Annotated in this window: 11 protein-coding genes; 8 read left to right on the top strand and 3 right to left on the bottom strand. The window is 58.8% G+C overall.

The features are described from left to right. Positions 1-574: 574 nt before the first annotated feature. Positions 575-1108, bottom strand: a complete 534-nt coding sequence (locus BMZ66_RS22515; RefSeq protein ID WP_092678635.1) for a hypothetical protein — start codon at positions 1106-1108, stop codon at positions 575-577. 931 nt (positions 1109-2039) lie between these two features. Between BMZ66_RS22515 and BMZ66_RS22505 the strand changes: the two genes are divergently transcribed. The 5 genes from BMZ66_RS22505 to BMZ66_RS22485 all read left to right on the top strand — a co-directional run bounded on the left by BMZ66_RS22505 (position 2040) and on the right by BMZ66_RS22485 (position 8045). Further along, a complete protein-coding gene (locus tag BMZ66_RS22505) occupies positions 2040-2780 on the top strand; it encodes an RNA polymerase sigma factor (RefSeq protein WP_143080371.1) in 741 nt (246 codons plus the stop codon). Continuing rightward, complete coding sequence (locus BMZ66_RS22500) at positions 2777-3625, top strand: HEAT repeat domain-containing protein (protein WP_092678632.1); 849 nt, start codon at positions 2777-2779, stop codon at positions 3623-3625. Before BMZ66_RS22505 ends, BMZ66_RS22500 begins: the two co-directional genes overlap by 4 nt. A 131-nt stretch (positions 3626-3756) precedes the next feature. After that, complete coding sequence (locus BMZ66_RS22495; RefSeq protein WP_092678631.1) at positions 3757-4524, top strand: hypothetical protein; 768 nt, start codon at positions 3757-3759, stop codon at positions 4522-4524. Positions 4525-4617: 93 nt separating this feature from the next. After that, positions 4618-5334: a DUF4097 family beta strand repeat-containing protein gene (locus tag BMZ66_RS22490; RefSeq protein ID WP_092678630.1), complete on the top strand. Its 717-nt coding sequence runs from the start codon at positions 4618-4620 to the stop codon at positions 5332-5334. A 260-nt stretch (positions 5335-5594) separates the two neighbouring features. Then, positions 5595-8045 carry a TonB-dependent receptor gene (locus BMZ66_RS22485; RefSeq protein WP_092678629.1) on the top strand — a complete coding sequence of 817 codons (2451 nt, stop codon included), beginning with the start codon at positions 5595-5597 and terminating at the stop codon, positions 8043-8045. Between the two features lie 45 nt (positions 8046-8090). Here the strand turns inward: BMZ66_RS22485 and BMZ66_RS22480 are convergent, their stop codons facing one another. Together BMZ66_RS22480 and BMZ66_RS22475 are read right to left on the bottom strand one after the other, a co-directional pair. Continuing rightward, positions 8091-8822, bottom strand: coding sequence for a LytR/AlgR family response regulator transcription factor (locus tag BMZ66_RS22480; protein ID WP_092678628.1), 732 nt, complete (start codon positions 8820-8822; stop codon positions 8091-8093). Beyond that, complete coding sequence (locus tag BMZ66_RS22475; RefSeq protein ID WP_092678627.1) at positions 8788-9825, bottom strand: sensor histidine kinase; 1038 nt, start codon at positions 9823-9825, stop codon at positions 8788-8790. The genes BMZ66_RS22480 and BMZ66_RS22475 overlap by 35 nt, the downstream gene beginning before the upstream one ends. A gap of 266 nt (positions 9826-10091) precedes the next feature. On the opposite strand from BMZ66_RS22475, the gene BMZ66_RS22470 reads away from it, so the two are divergent. From BMZ66_RS22470 to BMZ66_RS22460, 3 genes are all read left to right on the top strand, one after another. After that, the gene (locus BMZ66_RS22470) at positions 10092-11018 is read left to right on the top strand and encodes an ABC transporter ATP-binding protein (RefSeq protein WP_092678626.1); all 927 of its coding nucleotides are present in this window, start codon (positions 10092-10094) and stop codon (positions 11016-11018) included. Next, positions 11015-14596, top strand: a complete 3582-nt coding sequence (locus BMZ66_RS22465; protein ID WP_092678625.1) for an ABC transporter permease/M1 family aminopeptidase — start codon at positions 11015-11017, stop codon at positions 14594-14596. The genes BMZ66_RS22470 and BMZ66_RS22465 overlap by 4 nt, the downstream gene beginning before the upstream one ends. A gap of 677 nt (positions 14597-15273) precedes the next feature. Next, positions 15274-15507, top strand: a complete 234-nt coding sequence (locus BMZ66_RS22460) for a hypothetical protein (RefSeq protein WP_143080370.1) — start codon at positions 15274-15276, stop codon at positions 15505-15507. Positions 15508-16155: the final 648 nt, after the last annotated feature.

The raw sequence follows: 16155 nt of genomic DNA, 5'->3' as shown, positions 1-16155 counted from the left end.
CCTGGCAATCGGCCGAGCCCTCTTAACGACAGCTTTTGTGAGAATGAGGGTTAGCTGAGGCCGCTCTTTAGCAAGGGAAAAGATACCCTCGTCAGTAAAGCTCAGCGTTGCGCAAAACGTGTCTGGGCACCCAGGGCTACTCTGAAGCGAGCGGAGGCAGTTAGGCGTATTATGGCTCGATTACGATTAGGTAACCCTTGCCTCAACCGCTTCCGGGCCGCTATCCGGCGGAGTACTTTTGAGCCGAACCAGGAAGTAAGCCCCGCTTGGCCGTGGTGGGTCGCGCCAGGCGGGCACTACCAACCTTGTTTCATTATAGCTAAATGGATGCGAGTGCGCTATTGCTGTTTCTAAACAGCCCCAATCTGCAAGTTGGGGCTGTTCTCGTTTCAGCCCGGCCGGCAGTTACTCAGCGATGACGCCCTGCTGAGCGCCCATTTGAGGGCCGGATAGTGGCGCTGAATGAGGGCCACCTTTTTATCGGCGTCGGCTAGTGTGCTCAGAATTCCACTCACGCAAAACGCCCGGTGCGGGAAGGCACCGGGCGTTGAAAAGGCAGTCAGCTATTCGCAATTTACTCCGCCGAGCTCTCGGCGAGGGGAGCCGCTGGGGTAGCGTTGGCCACCGGACGTTTCGGAGCAGCGGGGCGACGGGCAACGGGTTTGGCGCCGGCGCCGGGCTTCGTGTTGGGCTTTGCGGTCGGTGTCGCATCGGCCGCCGCTGGGGTCGCTGCGCCCTTCTTGGTCGCTTTGCGAGCGGCTTTGACCGTTTGCTTCTCCTGCTTGCGGCGCTGCTCAACGAGTTGGGCGGCCAGCCGCTGGAGGGTCTTGCTTACTTTTTTAGAAGGGCGGGCTTCTTCCTGGCCGGCTGCGCTCAAGTGGGGCAGCAAGAGCTGGCCTAGCTCGCCGGTCAGACTTTTGCGCGCTTTTTTAGCGCTGGGAGCAGCCGGCTTGGCGGCCTTGCCCTGCGCTTTTGTTACCTGTTTGGTTAGTTGCCGCAGGGCTTTGGCCACGCCCTTAGTTGGTTGCCCGTCGACGCCTTCAGTGCCCATGTGCGGCGCGAGGGCATTGGCCAACTGCTCGGCGATGGGGTTCTTTTTCTTGCTCATCGTAAGATTTTAAAAAGGTGGAACAGGCGCCACGCCCCAAGCCCTGGCCACCAACACCGGGCAGCGAGCCCGGAAACTTAGGGGTAGAGCTGCCAGACGACGCGACTCCTTGTTCCAATTAAGATGCAAACCTACGGGGTCTACAGTTGAGCTGCCCCAAAACTCATGTTATGTTTTCCAAGGCTCCTTGCTCTGGTCTGACTCGTCCAATAGGGAGGACCGCCCCTGGCTGCGCTGGGGCAGCGACGGCAACACCTGCACCAGCCTTACTGCCGCCATGGCGCCCGCCGCGAGCTGCACCGCCTTTATCCATGGCTGAGCTTGTTGCTTATCACGCCACGAGTAAGCTTCCGGCAACGAAGGCATCTAACGCCTGCTCGGCCGCGAGTTCCTGGCTGATCAGGCGTACCCCACTTGCCTTATGGACACCGGAATTAATTCTGGTACCGATCCCGGTATCCATTGCTGTGCAAATTCAGGTGCACTCATTGTTCACGGGCAGGGCAAAGCTTGAGCGCTGAGGCCCCGGTAATGACTAGTCGACTACGTAGTCCTGATTTGATTCTAGAAGCAAAAAAGAAAATGAAAAAGAAAATGAATAGGAATTGTTGAGGTTGACTTGCCATGACTAAAAAGCGAAAGCCCCGCAGCAGTGCTTTTTTCTTTGCAAGAATAGGTATCGATAAGTAAGAAGTACCACTACCTACTTCGCATTCATAAGGACTGAGGTGGTCTAGCCAAGCCGGACTGTGGGCCTGAGCCAGGGCCGAAAGACACTTTTAGCGGGCCGGAGCTCTCACTCCCGGCCGCCCGGCAGCAGGCTCAGCCGTGGGCACAAACGCGCCTCCGGCACCCGGCACCTTATTATTCAGTAGCGTTGCCAAAGTATTTCATCAAATGCTAAACCAACCTGCCCGCTTCTTCTATACCGGTGGCCAAAAAAGAGCTTGGGTGCCGTTGCGAAGCCCTGGTCAGTAACCTATCGGGACGCGTCCCCACAAGCAAGTCCCCCTTGCGAAACGTGGATCGGGACTTTCCAGCTTTTCAGAAAAAAAACTTAGTGGCCCATGTAACCAATGGCCATTTTGCTGATACTCCCTACAAATCAACAGCAATCCTCACGGTGGAACCCAAAAGTGACGAAGAGTTAATGGCAGCTGTTCACGCCAATGACCTCGCGCAGGTGGTGCTATTGTTTGAGCGCTATAAGAGTCCGCTTTTTAACTTTCTTTATCGCCTGAGCAATGATTACGAAACGAGCCAGGACCTTACTCAAACCGTATTTGAGCGTCTGTTAAAGTATCGCGCCAGCTACCAGCTTGGTCAGCCCTTTAAGGCCTGGATTTACCACCTGGCGCGTAACGTTTACACCCACTACTGGCACCTCGGCCAAAAAATGCGCACCACCGACGTGTTGGAAGAAGAGCGTCAGGGGGGCCTGGGTTCCGCGGCCTTTACTCAAATGGCCACGCTGGAGTGCGAGCAGGCCTTGCAGGAAGCCATGGCGCTACTGGCTCCCCCAGAGCGCGAAATCCTGGTGCTCCATCGCTTCCAGGGCTTCAGCTACGAGGAAATAGCGGCCATGCTGGGCTGCACGGCTGGGGCGGCCAAAGTAAAAGCGCACCGGGCCCTAAAAGCCCTGCGCACCATTTATTTCAGTGAACAACCATGAATAGCATTCCTGCTTCTGCCGATTGCCTTGACGTAGCCGACCTGCTGGTTGACTATACCGAAGGCACCCTGTCCCCGGAGCAGACAAGCCGGGTCACAGCCCACATGGCCCACTGCCTCCGTTGCCAGCAGCACGTAGCCCATACCTGCGAGTTAGCTGACATAATGGCGGCGATAAGAATAGTGCCCCCACCGGCGGCACTCGACGCTGCCTTGTTGGCCGCCTTGGCGCAGGAAACGGATCAGCTAAAGCAACCAGCTGGGGCAGGAAGCGAAGCGATAGTGGTGCCACTAAACCCCACTTCGGTGCATCCAACCAGCAGCGGCTGGTGGCTGCGCATTGCGGCTAGTCTGCTGCTGCTAGCGGCGGGAATGGTGCTCGGCAACCACTGGCGGCCCCTGTCGTCCGCCACGGTTGCCCTTTCGACTCCGGACGCCCAGGCCGCGCCGCGCTTTCAGGCGCTGGTGGGCAACCTGACGGCCCCCACGCTTTCGGCCAGCCAACGCCTGCTGCTGGTGAGTGAACTGGCGGCCGAGGCCCAGACCAGCGGAGACCCGGTGGTGCAGGCACTGATTAACACCCTGAATTTTGACCCTAATCCCAACGTGCGCCTGGCCGCCGGCAAGGGCCTCTACCGCCTCCGGGCCGACCCCCGAGTGGCCGAGGCCTTCGTGCAGTCGCTCACCATCCAAACCGACCCCTACGTGCAGATTTTGCTGATCGAACTCCTGGTAGAGATGCGCGAGCAACGGGCCAAGCCCGAACTGGAGCGCCTGTCGCGGCGCCCCGATGCCCTGCCCGTGGTGCGTCAGGAAGCCAAAGCGGGCTTGGGACAGCTGATATGAGGGGCCGGGGCAGCATGCGCCAGTGTCGGAATGCTTAACACTTAAGTCTCACGTTTTCAATTTATTCAACGAGGCCCGCCTGAGGTAGCATCTGGTAGTCGCGGTTGCGGGCTTATTCTATTTCCTTGCTCATGAAAAAGGCTTTCCTATTCACCTTGCTGTACATGCTGGCTGGTACAGCAGCCCTGTGGGCCCAAGATTATAAGGTTAAGCTGGAAGGCAAGACCAATAAGATTGTACTGGAAATGCGTGGCAGCCGGGTAACGCTGGAGGGCTACAACGGCAACGAGATTGTAATCCAAGGCAACGGCTACCAGCCCCCGCCCAAGCAGGCCGAGGGCTTGCGGGTCTTGTCCGGGGCCGAGGACAACACCCGCATTGGCCTGTTCGTCACGCAGCAGGACCAGGCCGTGCGCGTCGTGGAAGCTTCGCGCCGGCCTACGCATTACGTCATTCGGTTGCCACGCCAGCTGTCGGTGGTGTTCAAACAGAACGAGCTGGGCGGGGGCAACTTTAAGGCCACCGATTTAACCGGCGACATCGAAGTGCGCCTGCAAGGCGGCCGGGCCGAGCTGCTGAACATGAGCGGCGGCGTGGTGGTCAGCGGCATGGGTGGCGGCGTGACGGTGCGCTACGCGGCCATTGGCAAATCGCCGAGTGCCATTTCCACCCTCGGCGGCGACATCGACGTCACGATGCCCGCCAGCAGCAAAACGACGCTGCAGCTGCACTCAATGGGGGGCGAAGTGTACACCGACTTTGAAGTTTCGGTGCGCAGCAAAGGCGACGACCTGCGCAAGGTGGGTGGCCCGACCAACGGCGGCACCGTGAACGGGGGCGGCACCAACGTCTCCCTCCAAACCCTGAGCGGCAACATATTTCTGCGCAAAGCCAAGTAAAAAATGGGAGGAGGGAGACCATGGCTGCCTGCCTGCTTCGCCCTGCTCCCTGCCTCGCCTCTTGGGTTCGGTCACCTCACAACTTCACTTATCATGAAACTTCTCCTGCTCCTGGGTACCATCAGTGCCCTGCTGCTGAGCGCTAGCCCCGGTCAAGCCCAGAAAATCATTGAAAAAACAGCCTCGCTTCGCGATAATCAGCGGCTGGTGTTGGAGTTGCCCTTTGCGGCCGCCATTCGCATCAAGGGCGTTAGCGGCAAGGAGGTGGCGATAAAAGCAACTATTAGCATCAACAACAACCGGCTCAACGATGCCCTGCTACTGACCATGACCACCGTGGGCAATGCCGTGGAAGTGAAGTCGGCTTTTGATGAGGCATTGCTGGGCAACAGCCAAAAGACGGATTGCGTCGATAGCCCAGGGTCCAATCTGTTGATTAATAACGTTGACGGAAAGGGACAGGGCGGCTACCGCATCTGCCTTCACGTCGACTACGAGGTCGAAGTACCGGCGGATGTTTCGCTCACGGTGAACACCATGAGCGGAAACATCCAGGTAACGGGCCTGAAGGGGGCCCTGGAGGCCAAGTCCTTCGGCGGCTTCGTGGACGTGAGCTGGCCGCCGTCCAGCGGGGCCGAAGTGTCCCTTAGCAGCAACAAGGGGACCGTGTATACCAACCAGGATATTGCCCTGGACAACAAGAATGCCGCGCCCACGGGCCAGCTGTTGCGCGGCAAACTCGGCCGCAGCGGCCCGGCCGTAACGCTGGAGTCCTATGGCGGCGACATATTTTTTCGCAAACAGAATTAACCAATTAACCAGCTGCCGCCGTCTGCATCCGGACTTGGCCCTGAGTAGAGGAGCTTATTGCCTCCCAAATCGAAACCTAATTCAGCTTATTAAAGGCTTTTCAACCGGGCAAAAAATTGCTCGCAGTTGATTCTTCATGCCCTCAATGAAGGGGCTGTCGGCTACGGCCGCCCATTGCAAGCGGTGGCCAACCTTGAGAAAAGGCACCTGAGTGACTTTGACTTTATCGCAAGAATCGAAACATTTAATTCCAAATAATCATGTTCAAGTTCCGTACTCAGCTGCTTCTGGTGCTTTGTTTATTTCGCCAGGCTCCCGTTTTGTGGGCGCAGCAGGCGACGCCTCGCTACGTGTTGCGGGGCACCGTCCGGGGACTTAATAAAGCACCCCTAGCGGGGGCCAGTGTCCAGCTGACCCGCCACCCATCCGCAGAGCTGGTGAAAGTAGAATTATCGGACGAAGCAGGCCGGTTTAGCTTCCAAAATCTGGAGAACGGGCAGTATCAGCTCTCCGTCATGCACTATGAGTACGCGGTATACCAGTCGGGCGTGCTACCCGTGCAGCAAGACACGGAGCTCCCTCCCATCGAGCTTATGGAGCGGGTAGTCAATCTGAAAGAGGTAGAAGTTACCGCCGTAAAACCATTTATTGAGCAGCATTTTGACAAAACCGTCTTGAATGTAGAAAGCAGTGTGACGGCGGCCGGGAACAATACCTTGGAGGTGCTGGAAAAGGCCCCGGGTCTGGTGATTGACCAGAACGACAACATCAGCATGCGGGGGAGAGAAGGGGTCATGGTGATGATTGACGGCAAGCGGGTGCCCCTGTCGGGCGCCGAATTGGCCAACCTGTTGCGGACCATGCCGGCCAACTCCGTGGAGAAAATAGACCTGATTACCAATCCCTCGGCCAAGTACGATGCGGCCGGCAATGCGGGAATAATTGATATTCGGCTGAAAAAAGAGAAAAATCTGGGCACCAACGGCAGCATCAGCGCCTCCTTGGGCCAGGGGAAGTATCACAAGAGCAACTCTTCCCTCCAGCTCAACCACCGCTCCATGAAACTGAATGTGTTTGGCACCTACGGGTATAACAACCGCAGGGACTTCTTTTACAACGACGTGTACCGCCAGTTTTTCGAAGGCAATGCCTTTGTTGGCGCCTACGACCAGCAAAACCGGATTCACACCTCTTCCAAGGGCCATTTCGGCCGGGTGGGGGCCGATTACTACCTGTCCCCCAAAACCATTGTCGGGCTAACTTTTAACGGCAGCTTTCCCGTGCTGGGAAGAAGAAACATCAGCCTGAACCGGTCGCTGGTGCTGGACGACCAGCGGCAGCTCCAATCGTACTTCCTGACCCGCCCCTACATCCGCAGCGAACGGCCAAACAGCGGCGTTAACGTCAATATCAAGCACACCCTGGATAGCACGGGCCGGGAAATTTCCGCTAATCTGGACCTGCTCCAATACGGCACTTCGGAGGTGCAGGACTTTGCCACCACGTACTACGACGCGAATAACGAAGAAAGCCAGCCGGCTTACTTATTACACGGGGACATCGCGGGAGAATTAACCATAAAATCCGCCAGGGTTGACTATGAGCAGCCCTGGGCCGTCATCAAGGGGACGCTGGAGGCGGGTTGGAAAAGCAGCCTGGTGGAAGCCGACAACAACCTGCAATACTTCAACCGCAGCAACGGCGACAATGAGCTGGACCCCAACATCAGCAACCACTTCTTGTACCGGGAAAACATCAATGCGGCGTACGTCAATGCCAACAAGAAATGGGGCAAAGCAAGCGTGCAGGTAGGGCTGCGGTTCGAGAATACGAACGCCGAGGGCGTACAGCTCACGGACGGGCAGGAATTCAACCGGCAGTACAACCAGCTTTTCCCGAGCGGTTTTCTGGGGTACCAGGTCAACGAGCAACAAACCCTTGGGCTCTCCCTTAGCCGCCGCATTAACCGGCCCACTTACAGCCAACTCAATCCGTACATCAGCTTCATAGACCCGAGCACCTATTTGACGGGCAATCCTTTCTTGAGGCCGGAACTCAGCTACGCGTTTGAACTAACGCACACGTTTAAGGATAAGATTGTCACCAAGCTCAGCTACAGCCGCACCGACGACGTCATTGTGAATGTTTCATCGCCGGCCCCGAACGTGGACAAAGTCATTGTCCAGCAGAGCCAGAACCTGGCGCAGCTCAACAACTACGGCTTGACGGTCACCCTGCCCTTGAAGGCGGGGAAGTGGTTGAACAGCATCAACAACGGCAGCCTGTATTATTCCCTGTACGAAGGCAATCTGGCTAATACCGCTTTGCGAAACGGCCGTCCCACCTTTAATCTGAACTCCAACAACAGCATCGCAATTTCAAAGGATTGGTCCGCCGAACTAACCGGCGTTTACCGGTCCGGGCAGGTGATTGGTTTTCAACAGGTCAAGCCCATCTACTTTGCTTCCGCGGGGGTGCAAAAACGACTTTGGGATAACAAAGCAACCCTGAAGTTGAGTGTTTCGGACATTTTCGCTACCAACATAATTAGAGTTAGCACGGCCCTTACCGGTTACACGGAGAACGCCAGAACATGGCGCGATACCCGGGTGCTAACCCTCGGCTTCACCTACCGGTTTGGCAAGAATCAAGTTGCTCCTGCGCGCAAGCGGACCGAGAGTGCCGAGGAAGAGAAGGGCCGTGCTGGGTAGTGAGTTGAGGAGTTGTTGCTTGCTAAAGCGAAGGCGTCTCCAAGCTTACTGAAACCGCTTCAACTGGGCAAAAAATTGCTCGTTGAACGTGTCGCTGATGGGTATCAGGTGGTCGGCAATTCGAATCCGGTTTTTTTCGATGTGGTCAATTTTGTCCAGGGCCACCATGAATGACTTGTGCACCCGGGCAAAGCTTGCCACCGGCAGCTGCTCCTCCAGCTTGGCGAAGCTCAGCAGGGTCATCACATTCTCCTGCGGGGTGTAGAGGCGCAGGTAATCCTTCATGCCCTCAATGAAGAGAATATCGGCTATGGCCACCTTTTGCAAGCGGTGGCCAACCTTGAGGAAAAGATAGGCCTGGGGCGGTGGGGCCGGCAGTGGTCCAGCCGCCCGTTCCGGAGGGGGCAGTCGTTGGCAATGGTCGTGGTACAACCGGAGCACGCCCTGATAGAACCGCTCAAAGGAAAAGGGCTTGAGCAGGTAGTCTTTCACTTCCAGCTCGTACGCTTTCAGGGCATACTGCTCGTAGGCCGTCGTGAGCACGACCAGGGGCCGCGGGCTGAGCATGGGAATGAAGCTGAGTCCGTCCAGGTTCGGCATGTTGATATCCAGGAACAGCAGGTCCGGTTTATCGGCCCGCAGAAAACCGGTGGCTTCCAGCGGGGAGCTAAACGAGCCTTTCAGGATCAGAAAAGGCACTTTGGCGATGTAGGTCGCCAGAATCTGCTGGGCCAGCGGCTCGTCATCGATGATACAGCAGGTGAGCGGTTGGTTCATGGGCGGGCAGCGACTCGAGGCGCAAGACTACTTCAAAATAATCAGTACCGCTCGCAACGTCCAGGCGGTGCTGGTCGGGATAAAGCAGCCGCAGCCTTTTTCGCACGTTGGCCAGGCCGATGCCGCCGGGTTCTGGTGCGGCCGCTGGTGGGGCCGTATCAACCGGGTTGCGCAGGCGAAAGGTCAGGCTTGCTTCCTTCACCAGCACGCTGATATGGATGTCGTGCACCTGCAAGTGGGTGGGGCTGTGCTTGTAGGCGTTTTCCAGCAGGGGAATGAGCAGCAGGGGCGGCAGGTAGCAGGCGTTGGTATCGCCCTCCACTTCCACCCGGGCCACCGGGTTTTGACTGTAGCGCAGCTGCTGCAGGCTGATAAAGTCCTGCAGGTAATTAAGCTCCTGGCTCAGGGGCACCAGGCTGGTATTTGACTCGTGCAGCATGTAGCGCATGAGCGACGCCAGGCGCAGGATGGCGTCGGGCGTGAGCGGCGACTGCAGATAGGCCAGGGTGTGAATGTTGTGCAGCGTATTAAACAAAAAGTGTGGGTTCAGTTGGGCCTTCAGGTAGGTGAGCTCGGCCTGCGCGGCCTGTTTCTCCAGCTGCTCCCGGCGCAGGGCATTGCTGAACCAGTTCTGAATGGCGCGCACAAATCCGCTGATGACCACCCAGAACAGGACGACGCTCAGCAGGGTGGTAAAGTAGTGGTCCAGAAAGTTGGACAACTCAGCTAACTCACCATACTCTAGCGTCAGGAAGGGGAAAGGTCCCAGCAGCAGCAGCAAAACCAGGCCCAGCAGGTAGAAGGGGAACTGGCGCCGGCTCCAGAAGCGGCTTAGCAGGTAGTAATGGCTGTAGAACACGCCGGCGCTTCCCAGCAAGAGGCCCCCGGCCAGCAAAGGCCACTTTGAGTGGCCCTCACTCTGGAAAATCCACGAGAAGAGCAGCAGGACTACCAGCCAGCTAACGAGGTGAATCGGGGAGAAGACCTTTTCGATGCGGTTCATGGGCCAAAGGTATTTTCTGCTTTGCCGCCGCAACCGGCTAGTATACCACGTCGGGGGAAGAATCGACCACTGGGACCGGTCACTCGACCACGGGGGTTGTCGAAGCAAAGCCGCCCGTTGCCGATTTATTTCCGGCCGTGGCATATCCCTTTTTTGCCTGACTGCGAAGCGCTGGTTCTTTGACCCACTGCCGCAGTTCGGGCCACTCCGGCTTGCCTGCTGACCGCAGCTAGTCACTCCGCAAAAAGGAAGCACACCCTCTCCGTATGGAAAATCATCCCCCCGACCTCACCATCCGCAACGTCTCCAAAACGTATCCCAACGGGGTTAAAGCGTTGCAGAACATTTCCCTCACCATACCCCGGGGCATGTACGGCCTGCTGGGGCCGAACGGAGCCGGTAAATCGACCCTGATGCGGATGCTGGCGACTCTGCAGGAGCCGGATGAAGGGCGCATCGACTGGGGAGACCTCAATGTAGTTCAGCACAAGCAGGCGGTGCGAGCCTCTTTGGGCTACCTGCCCCAGGACTTTGGCCTTTTGGGACGCGTCCGGGCTGAGACTCTGCTGGACCATTTTGCCATCCTCAAAGGCATTATCCAGCGGGCGCAGCGCCATGAAGTGGTCGCCGACTTGCTGCACCAGGTAAACCTTTGGGACCAGCGCCGGCAGAAGGTCGGTGGATTCTCCGGGGGCATGCGGCAGCGCTTCGGCGTGGCCGTGGCCCTGCTGGGCAACCCCCGACTGCTAATTGTGGACGAGCCGACGGCCGGCCTGGACCCCGCCGAGCGAGTCCGATTCCTGAACCTGCTCAGTGCTCTGGGAGAACAGAGCACGGTCATTCTCTCCACCCACATCGTGGAAGACGTGGCCGAGCTCTGCACTCGCATGGCCATTATCGACCGCGGCCACATCCTGCTCGAAGCCCAGCCCTTGCTGGCTGTGAAAGACCTGGAAGGAAAAATCTGGCGACGGCTGGTGGACAAAAGCGAGCTCCCTACCATTGAGCAGGCCCATCCGGTGATTTCAACCAAGCTGCTCAGCGGCCGCACCCTGCTGCACGCTTACTGCGAACACGACCCGGGCCTCGGCTTTAAGGCAGCTGAGCCCACCCTCGAGGACGTCTATTTCAGCACCATGACGGGGCATTACCGCCCCTCGGCTGCCCTCCACCTTCCACTGGCCACGGCATGAAATTCTGGTCCATCTTCCGCTTTGAGTGGGCATATCAGCTGCGCCGGCCCTCGACCTGGCTTTTTTTCGGCGTGGTGCTGGGCCTGGTCGCGCTCGTCATCAACGAAATAGCCGAGTACGCCGCTACCGTGGAGACCGTGCTGCTGACGGCCCCACTCACCGTCGCCGAGCTTACGGGGTATGCCACGAAGTTTGGCTGGCTGCTGCTGGCCGCGCTGGTGGGGGATGGGGCCCTGCGGGACATCCAGACGCGCATGGACCCGCTGCTATACACAACTTCTTTGCGCAAAAGAACTTATCTGGGCGGGCGGGTTGCCGGCACGTTTGCGCTGGGCAGCCTGCTGCTCGTCGTGGTGGTGCCCCTGAGCCTACTGCTGGCCCGCTACACCCCGGGGGTGGATGCGGACCTGTTCGGTCCCCTGCAGCTATCAGCATACTGCCGGGCCATTCTGCTGCTCGTCCTGCCCAATGTCTTTATTGCTACGACCCTGCTCTATTCCCTGGCGTTGGTTACGCGCCACCCCATGGCCGCCTACGCCGGGGCCCTCCTGCTGGGGGCACTTAGCACGTTTAGCCTGGAGATAACGGCCAGCAGCTGGCAGTGGGCCCAACTGCTCGACCCCTCTGCCCTCAAGGTTGTGACGGCGGAGCGAATGGCCGTGGCCCCCGGGCAAGCCAATACCCAGGTGCTAGAGCTGTCCGGGCCTTTATTGGCTAACCGCACGCTGTGGCTGGGGATTTCTCTGCTGCTGGCAGGTGCGGCCTACGCCCGCTTTCGGCTTATGTATTATTTTCCGGTCCGGAGCTGGCGGCGCAAGCCCGGGGCGCCGGCGCCGGCTCACCGGGTGCAGCCCCGACTGGTGAGCGTTCGTCCCCAAGTTCAAACGAACGGCTGGCGCACCCATCTGTACCAAACGGTGGCGCTGGCCGGGCGCTACGCCTGGGAGCTGATAATCAGCAAGGTTTCTTGGGCCATTCCAGCCATTGCCCTCTACGCCGTGGTGCTGCTGCCCAATATGCTGCAGGGACCCATGAGCGTGCCGGGTTTTCCTACCACGATGCGCGTGACGGCCCTGATGAACAACGCGGCCCTCGAAATCACGGTCGTGCTCTTCATTACCCTGGTCGTAGGGCAGTTGCTGTGGCGGGAGCGCGAGGCCCGACTGCAGGAAATTGCCGACGCGGCGCCCGTACCCACCGGGGTATTGGTGCTGAGCAAGTATCTGGCCGTGGGACTCGTTTTGGTGCTGCTGCTGCTCGCCTTGCTGGCCGCAGGCATCGTCGTGCAAGCAATGGGCGGTGGCGTGGACCAAGTTGACTTAGGCCCGTACTGCCTGACCTTGTTGGGGGCCCGGCTGCTGGAGTACCTGCTGCTGGCAGCCGTAGCCTTCGCGCTGCACGTCCTCGCCAATCAACCCTACGTGGGCCACCTGCTGGTGCTGCTCGTCTACTTTTATACCTTGCTTCCGCGTCTAGTGGGCATTGAGCACCCGTTATTGGTGTTCGGGTTCGACCCCGGGTTCGGCAGCTCCGTTTTTTACGGAACCGGGCCTTTCCTGCTGCCCTGGGTTTTGTTCCGACTGTACTGGACGGGCTGGGCCCTGCTCGCCCTGGTCGCGGCCCGGCAGTTGTGGGTGCGCGGCCAGGCCACCGGCCTGAAGTGGCGGCTACGTCAGGCCCGGTCCGGTTTGGGGCGTAAGTCGCTTTTTGGCGGCGCCCTCCTGCTGGTAGCAGCCACGGGCGCGGTGATTCTCTACCATACCAACGTGCTGAACGAGTACACCACCGTGGCGAGTAAGCAAGCCCGGCAAGTGGCCTATGAGCAACGCTACGGTGCCTACCGCACCGCGCGGCAGCCCCACCTGACCGGCACCCGCCTGCGCGTGGAACTTTATCCCGACCAGCGCAGGGCCACAGTAGAGGGCATATACCAGCTACGCAACAGCAGCGGGCGCATCATCGATTCGCTGCACGTGGCCGTAGCGCCAGAAGTCGAGACCAGCGGCATCCAGTTTAATCGGCCTGCCACGGCGGTCCGCACCGACGACCGGCTGGGCCACCACATCTACCGACTCGCGCAGCCACTGCAGCCGGGTGATTCCCTGCAGATGAGCTTCAAGGTCCTTTTTGCCCCCCATGGCTTCACCAGCCGGGGAATCGCCACGGCGCTTATCGACAACGGTACTTACTTTACCAACACCGACTGGTTGCCCGCCATCGGCTACCAGCCGGGTCGCGAGCTCAGCGACGAGCGGGGGCGCCGAGACCAAGGCTTGCCTCCTCGTTCGGCCACTGCTTCGCCTCATCAGGCCTCTGCCCGGCTGGACCGGTCGGGTCGGGAGCAGGTTCGCCTGGCCGTGACCGTGGGCACGACGGCCGGGCAGATAGCCGTCGCCCCAGGCAGCCTGCGGCGAGCCTGGCAGGCGGGCGGGCGGCAGTATTTCCACTACGTGACCGACGCGCCAATCCGGAACATGTACCCGGTCTATTCGGCCCGGTATGCCGTCCGGGAATCGCGCCAGGGCGACACCGACATCCAGGTCTTTTACCACCCGCGCAATGGGCTGAATCTGGCGCGAATGGAGCAGAGCCTGCGCGCATCCCTGGCTTACTACACGCAGCATTTCAGCGCCTATCCCTTTCGCCAGCTTAAGTTGGTGGAATACCCTGACCCGGGTACGGGGGGCATCTCCTTGCCCGGCACCATTGGATATTCGACCAATTTTGCCATGCTCCATCCCGCCCGCGACGACCGGGGCTTTGATTTGTCCTTTGCCGTCGTCGCCCACGAGGTGGCCCATCAGTGGTGGGCGCACCAGTTGATTAACGCGGACGTGCAGGGCGCCGGGCTGATTACGGAAAGTCTGGCGTGGTACAGCGCCCTGAACGTGGTGGAACAGAGCAAAGGCCCGGAACACCTGCGCCAGCTGCTGGATGCCATGCGTCAGGCCTACTTTAGCCCCCGGGCCCGGGCTGGCACGCCGCTGCTGCTGGCCGAGGATGCGTTTCAGGCTTATCGCAAAGGGCCGATGGCCATGTATGCCCTGCGGGAATACGTAGGCGAGGAAAACGTGAACCGGGCGCTACGCGCGCTGCTACGCCGATTTAAAGGTGGCGAGCCGCCTTACGCGACGTCGCTCGACTTCTACGCTGAAGTGCGGGCGGTCACGCCCGATTCCCTGCACTATCTGCTCCGGGACCTGCTTGCTACCAACACCTATTGGGAATTGCAAACCAAACAAGCCCGCGTGGCTCCCACGGCAGATGGCGCCTGGCTGGTTACGCTCGAGGTGCTGGCGCGGAAAGTCCGGGTAGACCCGGCCGGCACCGAAACAGAAGTGCCGATGAATGACTTCGTGGAAATAGGGGTATTTGGGAAGGCGAGCACCAAGGGGCTCACATCGTTAGTGCTGCAAAAAAGGCGAATTCACTCGGGGAAAAATCAGTTGGTAGTCCGGGTAACACAGGAGCCCGAGCAGGCCGGAATCGACCCTCGGCATTTATTGAACGACACGGAGCCCGCTAACAACAGCCGGCGGATTACGCACTCACCAGTAGATGGGCTCACCCGCGAGTAGGAACAGAAACCCCGCTAGGTGGTCGGCAACAGCTGAATCTGTTAGGCGCAAAGGCGGGGGCTCTTTCCCCAAGCGGTATTAATGAGCAGCAAGTGGCCATTTGCAACCAGACCGTGGGCTACTATAACCTGGGTTGCTGTAAGGCAAATGCCTTTTAAGCACTTGCGTCGATTCATATTTCTTAGCGGAGCTTCCTATTACTGCTCTGGCGCCCCCCAGTAAGGCGCGGGCTCGTTAAAGCGAGTGGGCTAGGAGAATCAGCTTGGACTCGTCCATTTCTGCGTGCCCTATGGGCAGCCACAGAACGCGAAGCCTGGGAGCATTGGAGCATTTCGCTCTACCAGGCAATCACGTCAGCTTTGGTCAGCACGGATTCATGGGCAATACGTAGTCAGCTCAGGTAGTGCTCGACATTAAAGCCATTGTGAATGGGAGGGTCCAGCACCCAATCAGAACGACAGAAAGAAAACAAAGTTTCCTACTTACTTTGAAGTACAAAGTTCTTTAATTTCATTTGCGCCAGCCTCGCCTCCGCTACCTAACCCTCGGATCATACCGCCGACCAAAGCACATTTCAACGCATGGTCTTTTGCTCCGGCTTACCTATTGCTAGTCTTTGCCAAGGGCTTAAGGAGTAGCGGGGTTTCTAGCAGAGAAGCGGGGAGATGGAGGTGCCGATGGACGATTGGGTGGAAGTCGGCGTGTTTGCCCCCGACGGTCAAAGCCAAGAGTCGGGCCGGCCGCTCTACCTGCAGAAGCGCCGCCTTCGCTCGGGCAAGCAGGCGATCACCCTACCGGTACCGGGCAGGCCCGCCCGCGCCGGCATCGACCCCCGCCACCTGTTCGTCGACCTGGAAATGGAGGACAACACCAAAGCGGTAAAGTTGGGAGGACGAGGACCCTTTCCTTAAAAGGGTCGGTGAGGCAATGCGAATTCTGATTGCGGGTGGGGAGCATTGCATAAAAGTTAAGTGAAAAAAGCTGACCGGCCGGGCCGTAGAGGTCACGCGGGCTGCCCGGGGGGCGGGCCTAAAAGAGACGACATGGGGTCCGGACCGCGAGCCTGCATCTGTCCACCAAAAGGGAGCACGATAAACCAGCTCCCAAGGAGGAGATTTTCGAGGTCGGATAAGGTCAGAAAAGCTGGTCGTACCTGATCAACCCGTCCGAGCGGATAAGTGGTGATAACGATTGCAGATCACGCGTTGTCAACAAGCGACCAGATTCACTGATAAGGGTATCTTACCATTCGTTTTCTATTTGCTTACATAAGGAACGATAATGCTTACTTATGATGCCCAAAGGCTGCTCTTCTAAGCGGCCTTTTTTCTTTAGCAGATTAGGTATCGATTAGTAAGAGCCCTGCCTATCTTAGATTCCTCCGGCCGGCTGCCTGCTTTTGCCGTGGTCCCACTGCTGAAGCAACGCGCGGGCACTCATTATTATAAGGAGTGTCTGCGCCAAGGGCTACAAGCCGAGCTTCTGGGCGGCGTTGTGCTGGCGCACGTTGTCGAGGCGGGTGTAGCGGCGAATCATGTCGGTGGTCTTGTGCTTGGTCT

Origin of the sequence: Hymenobacter arizonensis (assembly GCF_900115775.1) — a bacterium.
In the GTDB taxonomy this organism is placed as follows: Bacteria; Bacteroidota; Bacteroidia; order Cytophagales; family Hymenobacteraceae; genus Hymenobacter; species Hymenobacter arizonensis.
The sequence above is the reverse complement of the archived record's forward strand: the minus strand, read 5'-3'. Positions and strand labels throughout refer to the sequence as shown.